The organism is Novosphingobium sp. GW821-FHT09E05 (assembly GCF_059416165.1).
This window is the reverse complement of record NZ_JBWKOQ010000001.1, coordinates 588482-606177: the sequence shown is the minus strand read 5'-3', so window position 1 is coordinate 606177 and position 17696 is coordinate 588482. Positions and strand designations below refer to the sequence as shown.

19 protein-coding genes are annotated in these 17696 nt (G+C 69.4%); 6 read left to right on the top strand and 13 right to left on the bottom strand.

Features of this window, described 5'->3' with window-relative positions:
- Window positions 1-2: 2 nt before the first annotated feature.
- From AC07M9_RS02825 to ccmA, 10 genes are all read right to left on the bottom strand, one after another.
- A complete protein-coding gene (locus AC07M9_RS02825; protein ID WP_494881144.1) occupies window positions 3-1463 on the bottom strand; it encodes a UDP-N-acetylmuramoyl-L-alanyl-D-glutamate--2,6-diaminopimelate ligase in 1461 nt (486 codons plus the stop codon).
- Window positions 1460-3235: a peptidoglycan D,D-transpeptidase FtsI family protein gene (locus tag AC07M9_RS02820; protein WP_494881143.1), complete on the bottom strand. Its 1776-nt coding sequence runs from the start codon at window positions 3233-3235 to the stop codon at window positions 1460-1462. The genes AC07M9_RS02825 and AC07M9_RS02820 overlap by 4 nt, the downstream gene beginning before the upstream one ends.
- The gene (locus tag AC07M9_RS02815; protein WP_494881141.1) at window positions 3232-3780 is read right to left on the bottom strand and encodes a hypothetical protein; all 549 of its coding nucleotides are present in this window, start codon (window positions 3778-3780) and stop codon (window positions 3232-3234) included. Before AC07M9_RS02815 ends, AC07M9_RS02820 begins: the two co-directional genes overlap by 4 nt.
- Complete coding sequence (gene rsmH, locus AC07M9_RS02810; RefSeq protein WP_494881139.1) at window positions 3777-4778, bottom strand: 16S rRNA (cytosine(1402)-N(4))-methyltransferase RsmH; 1002 nt, start codon at window positions 4776-4778, stop codon at window positions 3777-3779. The genes AC07M9_RS02815 and rsmH overlap by 4 nt, the downstream gene beginning before the upstream one ends.
- On the bottom strand, window positions 4775-5278 hold the full coding sequence (locus AC07M9_RS02805) for a division/cell wall cluster transcriptional repressor MraZ (RefSeq protein ID WP_494881138.1): 504 nt from the start codon (window positions 5276-5278) through the stop codon (window positions 4775-4777). Before AC07M9_RS02805 ends, rsmH begins: the two co-directional genes overlap by 4 nt.
- Before the next feature lie 341 nt (window positions 5279-5619).
- On the bottom strand, window positions 5620-6429 hold the full coding sequence (locus tag AC07M9_RS02800; protein ID WP_494881136.1) for a Gldg family protein: 810 nt from the start codon (window positions 6427-6429) through the stop codon (window positions 5620-5622).
- Complete coding sequence (locus AC07M9_RS02795) at window positions 6401-6745, bottom strand: hypothetical protein (protein WP_494881134.1); 345 nt, start codon at window positions 6743-6745, stop codon at window positions 6401-6403. Before AC07M9_RS02795 ends, AC07M9_RS02800 begins: the two co-directional genes overlap by 29 nt.
- A 39-nt stretch (window positions 6746-6784) precedes the next feature.
- Window positions 6785-7807: a cysteine synthase A gene (locus AC07M9_RS02790; RefSeq protein ID WP_494881132.1), complete on the bottom strand. Its 1023-nt coding sequence runs from the start codon at window positions 7805-7807 to the stop codon at window positions 6785-6787.
- 59 nt (window positions 7808-7866) lie between these two features.
- Entirely contained in the window at window positions 7867-8538 is a 672-nt protein-coding gene (locus tag AC07M9_RS02785) for a heme exporter protein CcmB (protein ID WP_494881131.1), read from the bottom strand.
- On the bottom strand, window positions 8535-9125 hold the full coding sequence (gene ccmA / locus AC07M9_RS02780) for a heme ABC exporter ATP-binding protein CcmA (protein WP_494881129.1): 591 nt from the start codon (window positions 9123-9125) through the stop codon (window positions 8535-8537). Before ccmA ends, AC07M9_RS02785 begins: the two co-directional genes overlap by 4 nt.
- A gap of 47 nt (window positions 9126-9172) precedes the next feature.
- On the opposite strand from ccmA, the gene AC07M9_RS02775 reads away from it, so the two are divergent.
- Both AC07M9_RS02775 and AC07M9_RS02770 read left to right on the top strand, forming a co-directional pair.
- Complete coding sequence (locus AC07M9_RS02775; protein WP_494881127.1) at window positions 9173-9463, top strand: 4a-hydroxytetrahydrobiopterin dehydratase; 291 nt, start codon at window positions 9173-9175, stop codon at window positions 9461-9463.
- A gap of 250 nt (window positions 9464-9713) precedes the next feature.
- Window positions 9714-9995: a hypothetical protein gene (locus AC07M9_RS02770; RefSeq protein WP_494881125.1), complete on the top strand. Its 282-nt coding sequence runs from the start codon at window positions 9714-9716 to the stop codon at window positions 9993-9995.
- A 373-nt stretch (window positions 9996-10368) separates the two neighbouring features.
- Here the strand turns inward: AC07M9_RS02770 and AC07M9_RS02765 are convergent, their stop codons facing one another.
- Window positions 10369-10986 carry a DNA-3-methyladenine glycosylase family protein gene (locus AC07M9_RS02765; protein WP_494881123.1) on the bottom strand — a complete coding sequence of 206 codons (618 nt, stop codon included), beginning with the start codon at window positions 10984-10986 and terminating at the stop codon, window positions 10369-10371.
- 107 nt (window positions 10987-11093) lie between these two features.
- Here AC07M9_RS02765 and AC07M9_RS02760 point away from each other — a divergent pair, with 107 nt between their 5' ends.
- The 4 genes from AC07M9_RS02760 to AC07M9_RS02745 all read left to right on the top strand — a co-directional run bounded on the left by AC07M9_RS02760 (window position 11094) and on the right by AC07M9_RS02745 (window position 14216).
- Window positions 11094-11411: a 2Fe-2S iron-sulfur cluster-binding protein gene (locus tag AC07M9_RS02760; RefSeq protein WP_494881121.1), complete on the top strand. Its 318-nt coding sequence runs from the start codon at window positions 11094-11096 to the stop codon at window positions 11409-11411.
- 112 nt (window positions 11412-11523) lie between these two features.
- Window positions 11524-12666 (top strand): sulfotransferase family protein, encoded by a 1143-nt coding sequence (locus tag AC07M9_RS02755; protein WP_494881119.1) that lies wholly within the window; start codon window positions 11524-11526, stop codon window positions 12664-12666.
- A 32-nt stretch (window positions 12667-12698) separates the two neighbouring features.
- On the top strand, window positions 12699-13322 hold the full coding sequence (locus AC07M9_RS02750; protein ID WP_494881117.1) for a carboxymuconolactone decarboxylase family protein: 624 nt from the start codon (window positions 12699-12701) through the stop codon (window positions 13320-13322).
- Between the two features lie 435 nt (window positions 13323-13757).
- Window positions 13758-14216 carry a hypothetical protein gene (locus tag AC07M9_RS02745; RefSeq protein WP_494881115.1) on the top strand — a complete coding sequence of 153 codons (459 nt, stop codon included), beginning with the start codon at window positions 13758-13760 and terminating at the stop codon, window positions 14214-14216.
- Window positions 14217-14252: 36 nt separating this feature from the next.
- On the opposite strand, the gene AC07M9_RS02740 is transcribed toward AC07M9_RS02745, so the two are convergent.
- Entirely contained in the window at window positions 14253-15134 is an 882-nt protein-coding gene (locus tag AC07M9_RS02740) for a transglutaminase family protein (protein WP_494883877.1), read from the bottom strand.
- Window positions 15134-17614 (bottom strand): circularly permuted type 2 ATP-grasp protein, encoded by a 2481-nt coding sequence (locus AC07M9_RS02735; RefSeq protein WP_494881113.1) that lies wholly within the window; start codon window positions 17612-17614, stop codon window positions 15134-15136. Before AC07M9_RS02735 ends, AC07M9_RS02740 begins: the two co-directional genes overlap by 1 nt.
- Window positions 17615-17696: the final 82 nt, after the last annotated feature.

The window sequence follows — 17696 nt, the reverse complement described above, 5'->3', positions numbered from 1 at the left end:
CTCTACCTTCCCAGCGAGCCAGCCATTTCCCTGGCTACGGTGACGTCGTCGAATGGCAGGACGCGAATAGTGTCGCCGCTGCCGATGATCTGCCCCTGTTCGTGCCCCTTGCCGGCGAGCAGGACGATGTCCCCTTCCGCCGCCTCGGCGACGGCGGCGCGAATCGCGGCCCGCCTGTCGCCCACTTCCCGCGCCCCTGCCCCCATGCCGGCGAGTATCATCGCGCGGATGGTGGCGGGATCTTCCCCGCGCGGATTGTCGTCGGTGACGATCGCGAGGTCTGCCCCCTCGCTCGCCACCCGGCCCATTTCGGGCCGCTTGCCCTGGTCCCGGTCGCCGCCGGCGCCGAAGACCACGATCAGCCTGCCCGCAACGTGCGGCCGGAGCGCCGCGATGGCCGCCTCCAGCGCATCGGGCGTATGCGCATAGTCGACGTAGACCGGCGCGCCCGAGGGCGTGATCGCCGCCCGTTCGATGCGCCCGCGCACCGTGACCAGCCGCTTGAGCGCGTCGAAGGTCAGGTGCGCATCGCCGCCCGTCGCCAGCACCAGGCCTGCCGCCACGAGCGCATTAGCGGCCTGATAAGCCCCTATCAGCGGCAGATCGATCACGCGGCGCTGGCCCTCGTGCTCGATCTCCAGCTTCTGCCCGAGACCCGTGGGCGTGCGGCCGACGAGGCGGATGTCCGCGCCCTTCGTGCCGACGGTGAACAGCTTCAGTCCGCGCGCCTGCACATGCGCGATCGCCTTGTCCGACCATGCATCGTCGGCCCAGACCACCGCCGTGCCGCCGTCGACCACGACTTCGTCGAACAGGCGCATCTTCGCGGCGAAGTACTCGTCCATGGTCGCATGATAATCGAGATGGTCGCGGCTGAGATTGGTGAACGCGCCCGCCACGACCCGAGGGCCTTCGATGCGGAACTGCGAGAGGCCGTGGCTCGACGCCTCGTAGGCGACATGCGTCACGCCTTCGCGCGCAAGGCCGGAAAGATTGGCGAGGAAAGTCGCGATGTCGGGCGTGGTCAGGCCGGTCGACACGGTTTCGTCGCCGGTGGTGACGCCCAGCGTGCCGATCGAAGCGGCGCGCTGGCCGGCCATGCGCCAGATCTGGCGGGTCAGCTCGACCGTGGAGGTCTTGCCGTTGGTGCCGGTGACTGCGACCAGCGTTTCCGGCACGGGCGCGAAGAACGGCGCGGCAAGCTGCGCGAACAGGCGGCGCGGTTCCTCGGCGGCGAAGTGGATGGCGCCTTCGACCTTCGCGCCGGGATGCGCGACGACCGCCACCGCGCCCGCCTCGATGGCGGCGGCGATGAAGTCCTCGCCGTTGAAGCGGGTGCCGCGAAAGGCGCCGAACACGGTGCCGGGGGCGACCTTGCGGTTATCGATCGCGAAGCCCGTGACGTTCGCGTCAGGTCCCGGGAAAGCGATGCCGGCGGCGGCGCAGAGCGCGGAAAGCTTCATTCCCCGTCGCTCCCCTGCGGCACCAGCGGCTTGAGGTCGGTGATGTCGATGTCGCGCGTCTCGTCGGGCATGACGCCGAGCAGCGGACCGATGCGGGGGACGACGCGCTGGATCACCGGCGCGGCGTTCCAGGCGGCGGTGCGCTGGAACGAGGTGGCGGCGGTGCCCTGCGGCTCGTCCATCATGGCGATGACCACGAAGCGCGGCTTGTCCATCGGGAAGGCGGACGCGAACGTCGCGATCAGCGACGACTTGCGGTAGCCGCCGACGCCCGGCTTCTCGGCCGAACCGGTCTTGCCGCCGACGCGGAAGCCCGGCGCGTCGGCCTTGCGGCCAGTGCCGTAGCGCACGATCATGCGCAGCAGCTGGCGGATGCGTGCGCTGGTCGAGGCCTGGAACACGCGGCGGCCGGCGGGGATGGCGGAAGGGTCGAGCTTCTTGAGCGTCGCCGGACGCCAGATGCCGCCGTTGACGAGCGCGGCGTAGGCGGAGGCGAGGTGCAGCGGGGTCACCGCGATGCCGTGGCCATAGGCGACGGTCATGGTGCGCAGGCGCGGCCATTCGCCGCTCGGCCAGATCGGGAAGCCCTTGGCGGGCAGCTCGACATAGGGACGCTCGTTCATGCCGAGCGCTTCCATCGTCTTCTTGAGCCGCACCCCGCCCAGTTCGTCGGCGATGCGCGCGGTCACGGTGTTCGACGAGTGGATCAGCGTCTCGGGCACGTTGAGCGAGGCGCCGTAGTTGTGCAGGTCGTGGATGGTGAAGCGGCCGACGTGCAGCGGCGTCGCCGGCCACTGCTTGCCCAGGTTCGTCACCACCCCGGCGTCGATCGCGGAGGCGACGGTGATCGGCTTGAAGGTGGAGCCCAGTTCGTAGACCTGGTTGGTCACGCGGTTGAAGCCGTGCGGCACGTCGCCCTGGCGCGCCTCCTCCGCCGAGATCACCATGTCGGTGGGCTTGACGTGGTTGGGATCGAACGAGGGCAGCGAGGCCAGCGCAAGGATCTCGCCGCTGTCAACGTCGAGCACGACGCCCGCCGCGCCCTTCGCCTTGCTCAGCACCATGGCGTGGGCAAGCTCGTCCTCGAGCGCGCTCTGGACGCGGAAGTCGATCGACAGGACGGAAGAGCCCGACCGGCCCTCGGCGCTGATGAGCTGGTCGTTGAACGCCTGCTCCATGCCGACCTTGCCGTGGCCGAAGCTGTCGACGTAGCCGAGCACGTGCGCGGCCATCGAGCCCTGCGGGTAGAAGCGCGTGGCCTCCAGCGGATATTCCAGCGCCGGTTCGCCCAGCGCGTGGACCTTGTTGGCGTCCTCGGGCAGGATCGACTTGCGCAGGTAGCACGGCTGGCCCGCGCGCAGCTTGGCGAGGATCTCGTCGCGGTCGAGGTCGGGGAAGATGCGCAGCAGCCCGGCGGTCACGTCCTCGGGGCTGCGGACCAGCGAGGACCCCTCGGTCATCGCCTTGGGGTTGAACCAGAGCGAGTAGACGCGGAAATCGCGCGCCAGCGGCACGCCGTTGCGATCGACGATCTCGCCGCGGCCCGGGATCAGCAGGTCGCCCAGTTCGCCGTGGCGCGGCGTCACGCCGGTGAAGCCGAGGTACGTGATGCGGCCCAGCGCGCAGACCGTGACCAGCACGAAGACGCCCAGGATCCACAGGGTGCGCAGCTTCGCCACCAGCAGCGAGCGCTGGCGGACGTTGAAGAGCTTGCGCCGGCCGGTCGAGACCGTCGTCGGTATGGTGCCGAACGAGAAGGTCTGCGCGTTCACTGCTGGGCAGCCTCCGCCACTTCGATGCGCGCGAGGCGCTTGCCGATCGCGGCGGCGTCGCGCGCCATGGCCTCGCGCTCGGGGTCGCGGCCACCCTGGGCATTGGCGCCGGCCTTCTTCGGAGCTTCGGGCAGCGCGGCGGCGGTGGCGCCGCTGACCGGCGAGACCATCGCCAGCAGCGAGCCCTGTTCGCCCTCCGGCTGCTCGGCGTTGGCGTAGCGGATCGGCGCCGGCGCGCCCGGCCCCGGCACCGCGCCCAGCGCCGCCAGCTGCCGCTCGCCCTCGATGTACTGGGCCGCCATCGGGGCCTTGTAGCCGAACTCGAGGTCGTTGAGCTGCTTGAGCGCCTGCTGGTTGGAGCGGGTCGCGAACTCGGTCTCGAAGAAGTCGATGTCCTGCTTGACCCAGACGATCTTCTTCTCGGTGTCGTGGACCTGGCTCTTGACCGCATTGACGCGCAGCGTGAGGCCGATCGTCATCGCCCCGCAGACCACCAGCACGGAAATCCAGCCGATCGATCGGACACGGTCACTGGTGAAGTTCATGCGGCGCTCCTGTGGTTGGGGGTCCCAACAGGGTTTCTCGGGGGGGTAGCGGTGCGGACGGCGCTGCGCAGGGTGGCGGAGCGCGAACGCGGATTGACGGCCAGTTCGGCCTCGCCGGGGCGGACCGCCTTGCCGGCCAGCTCGAACGGCGCGGGCGCGGCGGCGGCCTGCGGCAGGTAGCGCGAGGTGGTCTTGCCGGCGCTGCTGGCATCGCGCAGGAAGCGCTTGACCTTGCGGTCTTCCAGGCTGTGGAACGTCACCACCGCCAGGCGCCCGCCCTCGCGCAGCAGGACCTCGGACGCATCGAGCGCGGCGTCCAGCTCGTCCAGCTCTCCGTTGACGTGGATGCGGATCGCCTGGAAGCTGCGGATCGCCGGGTCCTTCGGCGCGTTGCTGCCCTTGTAGGCGGGGTTGTAGCCCACCGCCTTGCGCACCGCGCGGGCGAGGTCGGCGGTGGTCTCCAGCGGCCGCGCGGCGACGATGGCGCGGGCGACCCGGCGCGACTGGCGTTCCTCGCCGTAGAGGAACAGCACGTCGGCGATCTGCGCCTCGTCGGCCTCGTTGCAGAAGTCGGCGGCGGACATGCCGTCCTGGCTCATGCGCATGTCGAGCGGGCCGTCGGCGCCGAACGCGAAGCCGCGGCCCGCCTGGTCCAGCTGCATGGACGACACCCCGATGTCCATCACCACGCCGTCAACGCTGTCTACCCCTGCGTCCGCCAACCCCTCGACCATTTCGGAGAAGCGGCGGGCGTGCAACACGAGGCGGGGCGGATTTTCGGCCAGCTCGGGCCATTTCCCCGGATTTCCCACAATCGCGGCGATCGCGTCGGGATCGCGGTCGAAGGCGTGGACCGTCGCGCCCGTGTCGAGCAGGCGGCGCGTGTAGCCGCCGGCGCCCAGCGTCGCATCGACGATGATGTCGCCGCCCCGGGGGTTCAGGGCGGCGACAACCTCCTCAAGGAGCACGGGAATGTGGGGCTGGTCGGGCGTACTCACTTCTTCTTCGCCTTGGCCTGCTCGGCATCCTGCAACGAGCGGCAGGTCGCGATCGCGGCCTCGAACTCGGGGTCGTCGGCGAGCTTGTAGAGTTCTGCGGGGTTCCAGATCAGGATCGTGCGGCCGATGCCCTGGAAGAACAGCTGGTCATCCAGCGCGGCGAGGCTGGTCAGCGCCTCGGGCATGGTGAAGCGGCCGCTGCCGTCGAACGGGACCTGCTGGAAATTGTAGAGCTGCATCGCCCGCTTGTCGCGGTTGAAGGGGCGGCCGGCGCCGTCCGCGCGGGCCTGCTCGGCATCGAGCTGGGCCTCGAACTCGTCGACGCGCGACTGGCCGAAGCCTACGAGGCACTTCCACTCGGAATGCTTGGCGAGGAACAGCACGTCGCGGCTGCTCGAATCGCGGACGGTCGAGCGAAGCACGTTCGGCAGCACGAAGCGGTTCTTGTCGCGTAGAAGCGAAAAGCCCTGCCCGCTGTAGATGAACGGCTGCCCAGCCATGTCCGCCTGTTTTCGCCCCATGAATAACCGTCACGAACACAGCCGAACCCGCTCCCGGACACGCACGCGCGCATCCGGACCCCGTGCCCGCATAAGGCACGGCGAGACTCAGCCATTCCGATTGACCGTTCTTCTATAACGGGAAATCAGGCGATTAAAGGGAAATTTGGGGAAAGCAGGTGATTTATCCCCCGAACCGGCAGACGCACCAGCCGAGGATCAGTCCATCCGGGATATTCCGGGATTTTCAGGATCGATGTAAACATCCGTAAATCCTAGATTTTTATCTGAAATCAGCCGAGCATCCCGTCCGGCCCCCGGCGTGTCCCCGCCCATCCCCATCATTTCCCCGAACGCCCCCGATCGGACACCCGATCGAGCAGAGCGCCGAGAATCATCCGCCGCAGCGCCCCCGCGCCGGAATCTTCGGGATTCTCCAGCAATGCGGCGTCGGCGATCGCGAGAATCCGCCCTTTTCCCGACGCGCAGTCGGCCAGCAGCCCCCCGGCCTCGATCCGGCAGCGGGCAACGCTTTCCCCGGCCTTCCCCGTTCCGGCGCCATCCCCGCCCGTCCCCGAAATGCGGAAGCGCCCCGGCAGGTTCACCGGCAGGTCGCCCTCGGGCAGGCGCACGGCGTGTTCACCCGCCGCCTGTCCGTCGTCGAACTCCTGCACGAGCCCCCAGCGCGCGAGGATGGGCGAGAGCATCGCGATGTCCTGCGGGCGGCGGGGATCGCCGGGGCCGAACAGGGAATGGGCGGTGAGCATCGGGTCGGCCAGCAGCAGCACGCGCCCTCCGCCGCGCACCCAGGCGTCGAGCGCGACATTCTCCTGCGCCGTGAGCGGACGCGGCTGCGCCAGGACGAGGATGGCGCCCTCGGGCAGCGGCAGCTTGCCGGCCGGGTCCGCCAGCGTATCGAGCGGGATCACCCGGCCGCGCCCGCGCAGCGTGGTCAGGGCCCAGTGCGGCGGCGCGTCATCGGACAGCAGGCCGCGGATGTCGGCGCTCTCGTTCCAGGCGATCGGCAGGCTGGAATAGAGGCCGATCGTCTGCGGGGCCCGCGACGCCACCGCCCCGCCCTCGCCGCATCCGGCAAGCGCGAGCGCGAACAGCAGGACGGGCTTAAGGCGCGGCCGGCGCGCCGGGATCACCGGAAACGTCCGGAGAGGGCGTCGGGCTGGGGTCGGAGGCGGGCACGACGCCGATGTCGGCCAGCGGGTCGCTCGCGGTCTTGGTCGGCTTGGCGTCCACCGCGACGACCTGCTGGATCGGGTCCGCGCTCGTCTCGGACAGGCGCAGCCGGTCGCGGATGATGTTGGCGAGGCCGACGATCAGCAGCATCGCGAACAGGCCGAACAGGCCGATCTGCAACCGGTACACGGCCTGCGAACGCAGCTCGCGCGCGGACGGCGGCATGAAATGCGTCGGCGCCTGCAGCGGTTCGAGGATGCTTTTCGGATCGACCATAAAAGGCGGAATGTTTCCTGCCATCGACGAGTGGTTACATCACTTCGCCAGCCAAGGGAAGACCGGCAGGCCCTTTGCTTCGAGCCATTCGGCATTGTAGAGCGAGGATAGGTAGCGGAATCCGGTGTCGCACAGGATGGTGGCGATACGGACCCCGGTTCTCCCCTCCGCAACCAGCTGGCGGCCGAGCGCCACCGCGCCCGCCACGTTGATGCCCGAGGACAGGCCCAGGCACAGCCCTTCCTCGGCAAGCAGGCGGCGGACCCATTCGAGGCCCTCCTCGTCGGAGACGCGGAACTGGGTGTCGATCGGCGCGCCTTCGAGGTTGGCGGTGATGCGCCCCTGGCCGATGCCCTCGGCGACCGAGGAGCCCTCGGCCTTCAGCTCGCCGTGGGCGTAATAGTTGTAGAGCGCGGCGCCGTAGGGGTCGGTGAGCGCGATCGTCACGGTCTCGTCGAAGGCCTTGAGGCCCATGCCGGTGCCGGCGATGGTGCCGCCGGTGCCCGCCGCGCAGGTGAAGCCGTCGATCCGGCCTTCCATCTGCGCCCAGATCTCGGGCGCGGTGCTCTCGATGTGGGCCTTGCGGTTGGCGATGTTGTCGAACTGGTTGGCCCAGACCGCGCCCTCGGTGTCCTCGGCCAGGCGGCGCGAGGTGTGGACGAAGTGGCCGGGGTTGGAGAACGGCGCGGCGGGGACCAGCACCAGCTCGGCGCCGAGCGCGCGCAGGGTGTCCATCTTCTCGCGCGACTGGGTCTCGGGCATGACGATGATCGTCCTGTAGCCCAGCGCGTTGGCGACCAGCGCGATGCCGATGCCGGTGTTGCCCGCGGTGCCCTCGACGATCGTGCCGCCGGGCAGCAGCGCGCCGCGCGCCTCGGCGTCGCGCACGATCCAAAGCGCCGCGCGGTCCTTCACCGAGGCACCGGGGTTGGCGAATTCGCACTTGCCCCAGATTTCGCAGCCGGCCGCCTCGCTCGGGCCCTTGAGCAGCACCAGCGGGGTGTTGCCGATGAGGTCGAGGGTGGAGGGCTGGGCTGGCGGCGCGGAGGTCTGGGAGGTCATGGCGCGAGAGTTAGGAAGAGCGGAGCGCGCGCGCAAATGATTTGATCGCAAACTTGCGCTCACCCCCGCGCCGCCCTCACCGCCGCGCCGCCCGCGAAAGGCGCCAGCGCGATCAGGACGAGGCTGGCGGCGGCGGTCAGCGCGAGGCCGCTGGCGCCGGCGGTGCCCAGGCTCCCGGCGCCGAAGATCAGCACCGGCACCGCCATCGGGATCACCAGCAGGCCCGAAAGCGCCGCCCCGCCGCGCAGGCCTGCCGTCAGCGCGGCGACCGTCACGCCCAGCGCGGCAAGGCCCGGGGTGCCGGCCAGCAGCCCGATCTCGACGATGCGCAGGGTCCTCCCGTCGAGCCCGAGCAGCGCGGCGGCGGGGAGCGCGGCGAGCATCAGCGGCGGCCCGAAGCTCAGCCAGTGGGCGGCCACGCGCACCGCGATCACCAGTTCCTCCGAGATGCCGCGCAGCGCCCACTGGTCGAACAGGCCGAGTTCGATGTCGGGCTCCACCAGCCGGTCGAGCGGCAGGATCGCGGCGAGCAGCGCGGCGACCCAGATCACCCCCCCGCCGGTCCGCGCCAGCAGCGGCGCGTCCGGGCCGACCGCGAAGGGGTAGAGCATGGCGACGGAAAGGAAGAACAGCACCGGCAGCAGCGCCCCGCCGCCCTTGCCGCCCAGCAGCAGGCGGGCGAGGTCGCGGCGCAGCAGGGTCATGACGAGGCCTGCCCCCCTGCCGCTCATGCCGCGTAGTCCGACAGCGCAAGCAGGCGCATCGCGGGCAACCGGAACGGCTGGTGCGAGGCGATGACGGCGATGCCGCCGCCCGCGCAGTGCTCGGCGGCGATGGTCTCGGCGATCTCGACCGCGTGGCCGTCGAGCCCGTTGAGCGGCTCGTCCAGCAACCAGACCCGCGCCTGCTGCCCCAGCAGCCGGGCCAGCGCCGCGCGCTTCTTCTGCCCGGTGGAGAGGTAGCGCACCGGCACGTCGAGCAGCTCCGAAAGACCGAGGCGGCGCAGCGCCCCGGCGCCGGGATCGCCGTCGAGGAGCCCCCAGAACGCCAGCGCCCTGCCCAGCGGCAGCGCCGGGTCGAGCGCGGGCCGCTCGTCGAGCAGACCGACCGCGCCCTCGACCCGCACCGACCCCGCATACGCGGGCGCCAGCCCGGCCAGGAGGCGCAGCAGGCTCGACTTGCCGATGCCGTTGCGCCCCGCCACCTGCACCGCCTCGCCGGCGTGGAGAGCCAGCGACAGGCGCGCGAACAGCACCCGGTCGCCGCGCCGGCACGCCAGGTCGGTCACGGTCACGCGCGGGAGTTCGGCCTCTTGCATGGAGCGGAGCGATAGGAGAAACGCTGGCCCCTGCCAAGGAGACCCCGATGCCGATTGCCCGCCTCACCGACGCCCGGCGCGACGAAGCGCTTGCCGCCCTCCCCCGCTGGTCCCTGCGCGAGGACGGCCGCGCCATCGAGCGCACGCTCAAATTCGCCGACTTCAACGCCGCCTTCGGCTTCATGACCCGCGTGGCGATCCATGCCGACAAGGCCGACCATCACCCCGAATGGTTCAACGTCTACGCCACCGTCCGCGTGACCCTCACCACCCATGACGCCGACGGCCTGAGCGAACGCGACGTGGCGATGGCGCAGTTCATCGACGCGATTGCGTGAAGGCGGGGATGCTCGGTCCTGCCTGTCGCGGGAGGCGGCGGGGCGGACCTTGAGCCGCCCACTTGCCCTCGAGCGGCGCACCACGCTCGGCGCTGCCAATGGGGCGATTTTTGCCCGGCCGCAATGGCCGCCATGCGCGATTTTCGCCGAAAGCGGACTGTCCGGAAGCGCCCGCTTAACAGACATAGCCGGTCACGAATTAGGAACGGCCTCACTTGTCGGCCAATCGCTGTCGATATAGTTGGAGGTGATGACTTTCCGCAGACCGCCAGCTCCGCCGCCGCGCGCTCTTGAAATCTCCGCCCTCGGTTTTGGCGTGTTCGTTTTAGTCGGGATGCTGATCTACCTCGTGGATGCAGTCTCCAGGGGCCTGATCACATGGTCTGAAGTGCCATATCTTCAGATTGGCGTGCTTATCGGCTGCTTTCCAATCTTTGCGATAAGCTATGCGCTTCGTCGATGGAGGCTCAAGAAAGCAATGGAGCTGCGCGAGTATGAGCGCACGTTGGCAACGCTAGCCGAGCACGCCTGAAGGCAGCTAACACCCCTCATTCCCGCTGCGGCGAGGGCATCGGGCAGCGCCCGAAACCGGTCATATCCGTCTTCCGGGCGCCATCCGCACGGCCCGAGAGCCCCCTCGGCGCTTTCCTACTTCGCCGCCGCCGCGGTACAGGGAGGGCATGGACGCCCGTCGCTCCCTTGCAGTCTCCCCGCGCCGCCCGCGCCGCAAGGCGACACCCGCGGGCCCACAAGGCGACAGGTTCGCTGCGCAAGGCGACAGTTTCATCGCGCAAGGCGACAGTTTTTCGCGCAAGGCGACACTTTCCGGCCCCGGGAGGGCAGTTTGCCCGCTGGACCGTGTAAACCGTGTAAACTTGGTGTCGCCTTGCGGCGGCCGGACAGCGCTACAGCGCCGGGTTGTTGTAGCAGTGCCAGGTGAAGATCGCCGCCGCGCCGCGGTGGGGGCGCCAGGGTTCGGCCAGTTCGCGGGTCAGCTTCTCGGCGGGGCGTTCGGCAAGGCCCAGCAGCTTGTGCAGTCCGGCCTGCACGGCAAGGTCGCCGGCGGGCCAGATGTCGGGGCGGCCCTCGGCGAAGAGAAGGTAGATTTCCGCCGACCAGCGGCCGATGCCCTTGATCCGCACCAGCTGCGCGATGGCCGCCTCGTCGTCGGCGGGGAGGTTGTCGAGGTCGAGGCTGCCGGCGACGACGAGTTCGCACAGCGAGCGCGCATAGCCCTGCTTCTGGCGCGACAGGCCGCAGCCGCGCAGCGCCTCGAACTCGGCGGCGAGCAGGGTCTCGGGATGGATGTTCCCGCCCAGCAGCGCCTCCAGCCGGCTCCACACGGAGGCCGCCGCCGCCACGCTCACCTGCTGGCCGACGATCGTGCGCAGTAGCGTCGCATGACCGGTCGCGCGGATGCGGGGCTCGGGGTAACCGGCGATCTCCAGGGCCCGCGCCATCGCCGGGTCGATGGAAGCGATGGCGTCCAGGCCCGAACGAAGTTCGTCTGCAGTCAAACCCATGATTTCCGCTACCTTGCAAAAGAAGGTTGCAGCCTTTAGCAGCCTGCGGCAAGTGCGCATATGACCGCATTTATGATACAGGGTGTATCAAAGGGGAATCGAGAGCCATGCCGCAGATCATCGTCGTCAACCAGTCGGGTGAAGAATCGAACGTCGAGGCTCCCGAGGGCCGCACCCTCATGGAAGTCATCCGCGACAGCGGCTTCGACGAGCTGCTCGCGCTGTGCGGCGGCTGCTGCTCGTGCGCGACCTGCCACGTCCACATCGACCCCGAGTACATGGACAAGCTCCCCGCCATGAGCGAGGACGAGAACGACCTGCTCGACAGCTCGGACCACCGCAACCAGTACTCGCGCCTGTCCTGCCAGGTGCCGGTGACCGCGGTGCTCGAAGGCGCCAAGATCACCATCGCCCAGGAAGACTGAGACACCCCTTTCCATCGTTCATCGCTGCGGCGTTTGGCGCCGCCGCGCGAGCCGCGCATACTGCCTCCCGACATGAACGTACCGGGCAATCCGGGCGGGGAGGCAGCCGGCGATGGAAGACAGCAAGGACCTGATGGCGGCGGCCCGCGCCGCCACGGGACTCGACGACTTCGGGCCTGACGGCTTTCGCGACGGGCTGGAACGGCTGGTCCGCGCGCTGAACACCGAGGCCCGCCTCAACCCCACCGGCGAATACGCCCTGCGCGACCGCATCGGGCTGCACCTGGGCCAGCGCCTCCTGATCGAGGACTGGTATCGCCGCCACCCCGAGATCGCGGACGAGCAGGTCACCGCGCCGCTGTTCGGCGTCAGCCTGCCGCGCACCGGCTCCTCGGCGCTCTCGTTCCTGCTGGCGAGCGATCCGGCGGTCCGCTACCTGCGGGTCTGGGAAAGCGCCCAGCCCTGCCCCCCGCCCGCCACGGTGGAAGCACCCGACCCCCGCCGCGGCGTCTCCGCCAGCGCCACCGACGCGAAACTGCAGGGCGGCAACCGCACGCCGACCGGGATCGACGGCGCGATGGAGTGCCAGGACCTCATGGCGCTCGACTTCAAGAGCCAGATATTCCAGGCCTTTGCCCAGGTTCCCAGCTATTCCGAATGGCTGCTCGAAACCGACATGGAGGGCACCTACCGCTACCACAGGCGCACCCTGAAACTGCTGCAGTGGGGCGAGCCGGCCCGGCCGTGGCGTCTCAAGGCGCCCACCCACATGCTCTACCTGGATGCGCTCGACGCGGTCTATCCAGACGCCCGCTTCGTGATGACCCACCGCGACCCCACCGACGTGATGCTCTCTGTCGCGACGGTCTATTCCGAGATCATCGGCAAGTTCTCCGACCACGTCGACGACGCCTATATCGGCGAACTCAACGTGCGCTGCTGGTCCGAGGCGATGGACCGCGCGATCGCCTTCCGCGACGGCGGGCGGGACGAGCGCTTCTTCGACATCCACTTCCGCGCGATGCACGAGGACCCGATTCGCGAAGTCCGCGCCCTCTACGCCTGGCTGGGCGAGGCGGTCTCGCCCGCCTTCGCGCAAGCCATGGCGGAGTGGTGGGCCTCGAACAGCGACGCCGAGCGCATGGCCAAGCCCGACCCGGCCCGGTTCGGGCTCGAGCCCGGCGCGGTGCGGACACATTTCGCCGACTACCTGCGGCACATGGACCGCTGGGCCCCGCGTGCCGCGGCCGCCTGAACGCTTCTCTCTCAACAAGGATCGACATAACAATGGCCGCACCCACCACCGGCAGATACGAATTCGACGCAGACGCCCGGTTGGCACAGACGGTGGCGCACGGCCCCCGCTACGCCCCCCTCACGCTCGGCGAAGTGAGCCCCGAGGGGCAGGAGCAGGTCGATGCGATCCGCGCCGCCTTCTCGATCCCCGAGAGCCGCCCCTTCCCCGACGTCAGCCTCATCACGCTGCGCCATCCCGGCATGTTCAAGGGCCAGATGGTGCTCGGCATCGAACTCGCCGCCAAGGGCACCATTCCCGCCCGCGAGCGCGAACTGGCGATCCTGCGCCTCGCCCTGCTCGCCCGCGCGCCGTTCGAGTGGTGCGAGCACGTCGACATCGGCAAGGCCTTCGGCGTCACCCCGGAGGAAATCGAGCGGGTGATCGACGGCTCCGACGCGCCCGGCTGGACGGCGCACGAGTCGGCGGTCCTGCGCGCGGTCGAGGAACTCCTCGCCGATCACTGCATCGCCGATGCGACCTGGGAGGTTCTGGCCAAGACCTACGACGAGAAGCAGATGCTGGAATTTCCTATGCTCATCGGCTCATACCTGATGACCGCGCTCCAGCAGAATTCGCTGAAGATCCAGCCCAAGGCCGGGTTCGACTACCGCTGATTCAGGCTCGCCCGCGTGGATACATCTGTGGATAACGCGGGCAGAAGCTGTGTGTATGGCCGGACAACTCGGGCGCCTGCCACGAATCGCGCTCGATTCGTCGTTCGCGCGAAAGACCGAACCGCTGGCGGGGCGTGACGTCCCGCCGTTGAGGCGCGCCTGACGACCACCACCGCTATCGGATCGACGCCCCAGCGGCGCAGAAACCCCGAAAACCCTTTGATTTCCGCCGCTTTCGCGGCCTTCTGTGACCTTCGAAAAAAAGGCCGGGGCGAGCAAGGCAAGGAGCCGCCCCGGCCAAAGGTCACAGGATGGGAGAAACGCCCCATGACAAGCGTTTCTCCGGGCTTGGTGCAGGCTTGACGAGAGGAGCAAGCCGCGCAACAGTAGCTAATGATAATCATTCGCATGTGCAAGCCCTAAGGAGTCCCCGGCATGTATCAATACGTCGACCGCCCGCTCAGCACCCTCGACGAAGGCTGCCGGTTCCTCGTCTGGTCCATGCGCGCGTGGGTCACCGCGATCGGCCAGAAGCGCTGCCCGGCGCAGCTTCTCGCCCCCGCCTTCGCGCGCTGGCGCATGATTGGCGGGCTCCAGCCCTTCCACCGCGCCATGATGCTTCTCAATCGCGACGCACTGGACACGCTCGCGTTCTGCCCGATGGGCTGCAGCCACGTTTCCGAGCACGAGGCGGTGATTCTCGAACTCATCACCAGCCTGCGCGATCGCGGCCCGCAGGCGACTCGGCAGACGCTGGAACTGGTGGTCGGCGAGGACAGCATCGGCGACCTGCTGGAGACGCTGTCGCGAATCGGCGCGGCACTCGCCATCGCCGGAATCTTTCCTGGAGAGCCCGTGACCAGCCCGGGCGCCAACCAGACCCGCGGTCACTGAACCGATCCTCCCCGCATCGGGGAGGACCGTGCCTCCTCAATCCAGCGGGGCAACGTCCACCGAGGCGAACATCTTCTGCTCGGAGCCGCCCCGGAAAGTCCCGTCCAGCGGCGCGACGTCGGAATAGTCACGGCCCATGCCGAGGAAGATGTGGTCGGTGTCGGCAAGGCAGTCGTTGGTGGGGTCGAAGCCGATCCAGCCCAGTTCCTCGCCGCACCACAGGTTGACCCAGGCGTGCATCGCGTCGGCGCCGACGAGGCGCTCCTTGCCCGGCGGCGGCAACGTCCGCAGGTAGCCGCTGACATAGCCCGCCGGGATCCCGTGGGCGCGCGCGGCGACGATCATGATGTGGCTGAAGTCCTGGCACACGCCATGGCGCTGGTTGAACGCCTCGATCGGCGGAGTGTCGGTCTCCGTCGCGCCCGCGTCGTAGGTGAATTCCTTGTGGATCGCCGACATCAGCGCGCGGCCCGCCACCATCACCGGCATCGCCTCGTCCACGAACGAGGCCGCCCAATGCGCGATCGCCGGCTCGGGTTGGGCGATGGCCGAGGCGAAGATGTACGAGGCCGGGCCAAGGTCGGAGAGGTCCGGCTTCCTCATCGCCCGCTCGCGCAGGTCGGCAAGGCCAGGCCCGGTGGCATCACTGACGAAGAAAGGCAGCGGTTCGACCTCGACCGTGAAGCGGCTTTCGATCTGCAGCTGCGCGGTCGCCTCGCGCAGAACGAAGCGGGCCTCGTTGACGTGATAACCGCCCGGTCCCTCGACCAGCTGCAAAGGCTGCGGGTCGACGCTGAGCGAGAAGTCCGAAACCGTCTGCCCGGTCCACTCCGCCGGACGCAACCGGACGTTGAACTGCGCCATGCGCACGGGCTGCGCGTACTTGAGAGTAGTGATGTGGCTGACCGAATAGCGCATCACAGCAGCCGCGAACGCCTTTCCGCTTCCTCGGAATCGAGCTGAAGGAAGTAACGCTGCGAAATCGCGTCGGACAGGCCGAGGAGATGCTCCTCGATGGCTTCCAGCCGCTTCGGCGTCATGTCCGGCGCGGTGGCGGCCTGCAGTTCGCCAAGCAGAGCGCGGGCGGCGCGCAAGGGCGCTTCGGGGATGTTGTCGTCGCGCAGGCTGGGGAGCGCGGCCAGGTGCGCCGCGACCTCGCCCACCTGGAACACCAGCGCGCGCGGATTGTCGGGATCGAGCAGCACGAGGTCGCGCACCGGGTTGGCGACCGGACTGGTCAGATAGCGGCTGCGGTAGATGATCTGGCTGTCGCACAGGTCCAGCAGCAGTCCGAGCATGGCCGCAGGGTCGCTGTCGCCGGGCTTGGGCGTGAGCAGCCGGGCCATGCGGCAGATCGCCTGCGCACGCTCGAGCCGCTGGCCGATCTCCAGGAAACGCCAGGCGGCCGAACGCACCATGTTCTCGGCGATCAGCCCGGCAAGCGCGCTGAAATGCTCGGTCAGCCAGCGCGTGCTGCTTAGCATCGACTGCGGCTGCTCGACGTTGATCGAGGGCATCGGCCGGCTGACGATGCGCCAGAAATCGCGCGCGAAACGCTCGCGCAGCGCCATGCCGACCTGCTGGCGGCGGCGCATCAGCGTGGCGACCCCGCTGGTCAGGCGGGTTTCGGTCAGCGCCCGCGCACAGATCTTGGCTACCGAGAGCTTCGCGGTCTCGGCGCTGATCGCCCCCCAATCGCGCAGCAGCGCGGTCAGGCGCGGCAGCGTGCCGTCCTGCCCTGCCGCGCCGTCGCTGTCGGCCGGGTTTGCGAGTATGGCGCGCACGATCCGCACCATGGTCTCGGCGCGCTCGTTGTAGCGGCCGAACCAGAACAGATTGTCCGCGGCCTGGCTCGCGAGAATGCCACCCCCCCGCGATATGGGCGGCTCGCCCGCGAAGCGGCTGCCGAGATGCTGGCTGGCCGGCTTCTCGTCTACGATCCAGAGGTCCGCCGAAAGGTCGCCCGCGCCCATCAGCGAAGTCGGTAGCGCCGTGTTCGAAGACAGGCGCGCAAATCCGCCAGGCATGACCGTCCAGCTGCCGTCGGCGGTCCGCGCAACGAAGGCGCGCACGGTGAACGGGCGGGGCACGATGGCGCCGTCGATGATCGCGGGCGTGGTGGAAAGGCGCACGATCTCCTGTCCGCAATAGTCCATCGGTCGGCGCCACAGGGCATCGATCAGCGCATCGCGCTTTTTTGCGCCGAGCGCTGCGCCGGCAACCGGGTCGCGGCTGTCGAGGCCATCGATGGGCTGGCCGAAGGCGGGCAGGAGCGCGAGGTCGCCCAGCCGCGCGGCCACGGTCGAGCTTTCCACCGCCTGCCCGCACCACCAGGTCGCGACATTGGGCAGGACGGGCGCCTCGCCGAGCATGACCCGGCACAGGCGGGGCAGGAAGGCGGCGAAGGCGGCGGATTCGAGCACTTCCACGCCCGGCCAGTTGACCATCTCGACGCCGCCGCCGGCCCAGGCGTCGAACAGGTTGGCGACGCCCAGCTGCGACTTGGCGTCGAACGACAGCGGGTCGAGCGCGGTGGTGTCGATCCAGCGCCAGACCGCATCGACGCGCTTGGGGCCAGCGATGGTGCCGACGTAGAGCCGGTCGTCGAGCACGGTGAGGTCGCGCCCTTCGACCAGCGGCAGGCCGAGATAGCGGGCGAGGTGCGCCTGCTCGGCATAAGTCTGGTTGAAGCGGCCGGGGGTGAGCAGCGCGATGCGCGGGTTCTCGCGGCGGCAGGCGGCGGCCATGCCCGCCTGCATCTGCGCGAAGAAGTCGGCGAGGCGGCGGGCGTGGGCGTCGGCGAGCAGGTTGCCGACCGCGCGCGACATCGCGAGGCGGTTCTCCAGCGCATAGCCGACCCCGCCGGCGACGCGCACCCGGTCCTGGAGCACGCGCCACTGCCCGCCCGGCCCACGCGCGAGATCGGCGGCGTAGATGTGGACGAAACGCCCACCCGGCGGCGTGCGGCCGATCATCCGGCGCGCGAAGAACGGGCTACCGGCGACGACGGCGGCGGGCAGGTGACCGTCCTTCACCAGCGTCTGCGGCCCGTAGATATCGGCGGCGAGCTTCTCCATCAGCTCGGCGCGCTGGACCAAGCCGCGCTCGACCTCGGCCCATTCGCCCGCGCCGACGATCAGCGGCATGGCGTTCAGGGGCCATGAGCGCTCGTCCTCGTCGCCCGTGAGGCGGAAGGCGAGGCCGAGGTCAGCCGCGTGGCGCGCGGTGGCGTCCTGCAGCGCGGCGGGGTCCGCGTCGGTCAGCCCGGCGAGCCCCTGCGCCACCTTGCGCCATGCATCCGCGACCGGGCGCGAGGCATCGCCGAACAGGTCACCGCTCGACGCGGCATAACCGTCGAGCCAGTTCAGTGAGGGCGCGACTTGGGGCTGCGTGCTCATAGGCGCCGTCCCCGATCCGGCCAGAGGCCGCTGGCGAGTGGCGCGAGACCGTATCTCACGGAAATCCTCTTTGTCATTCCGG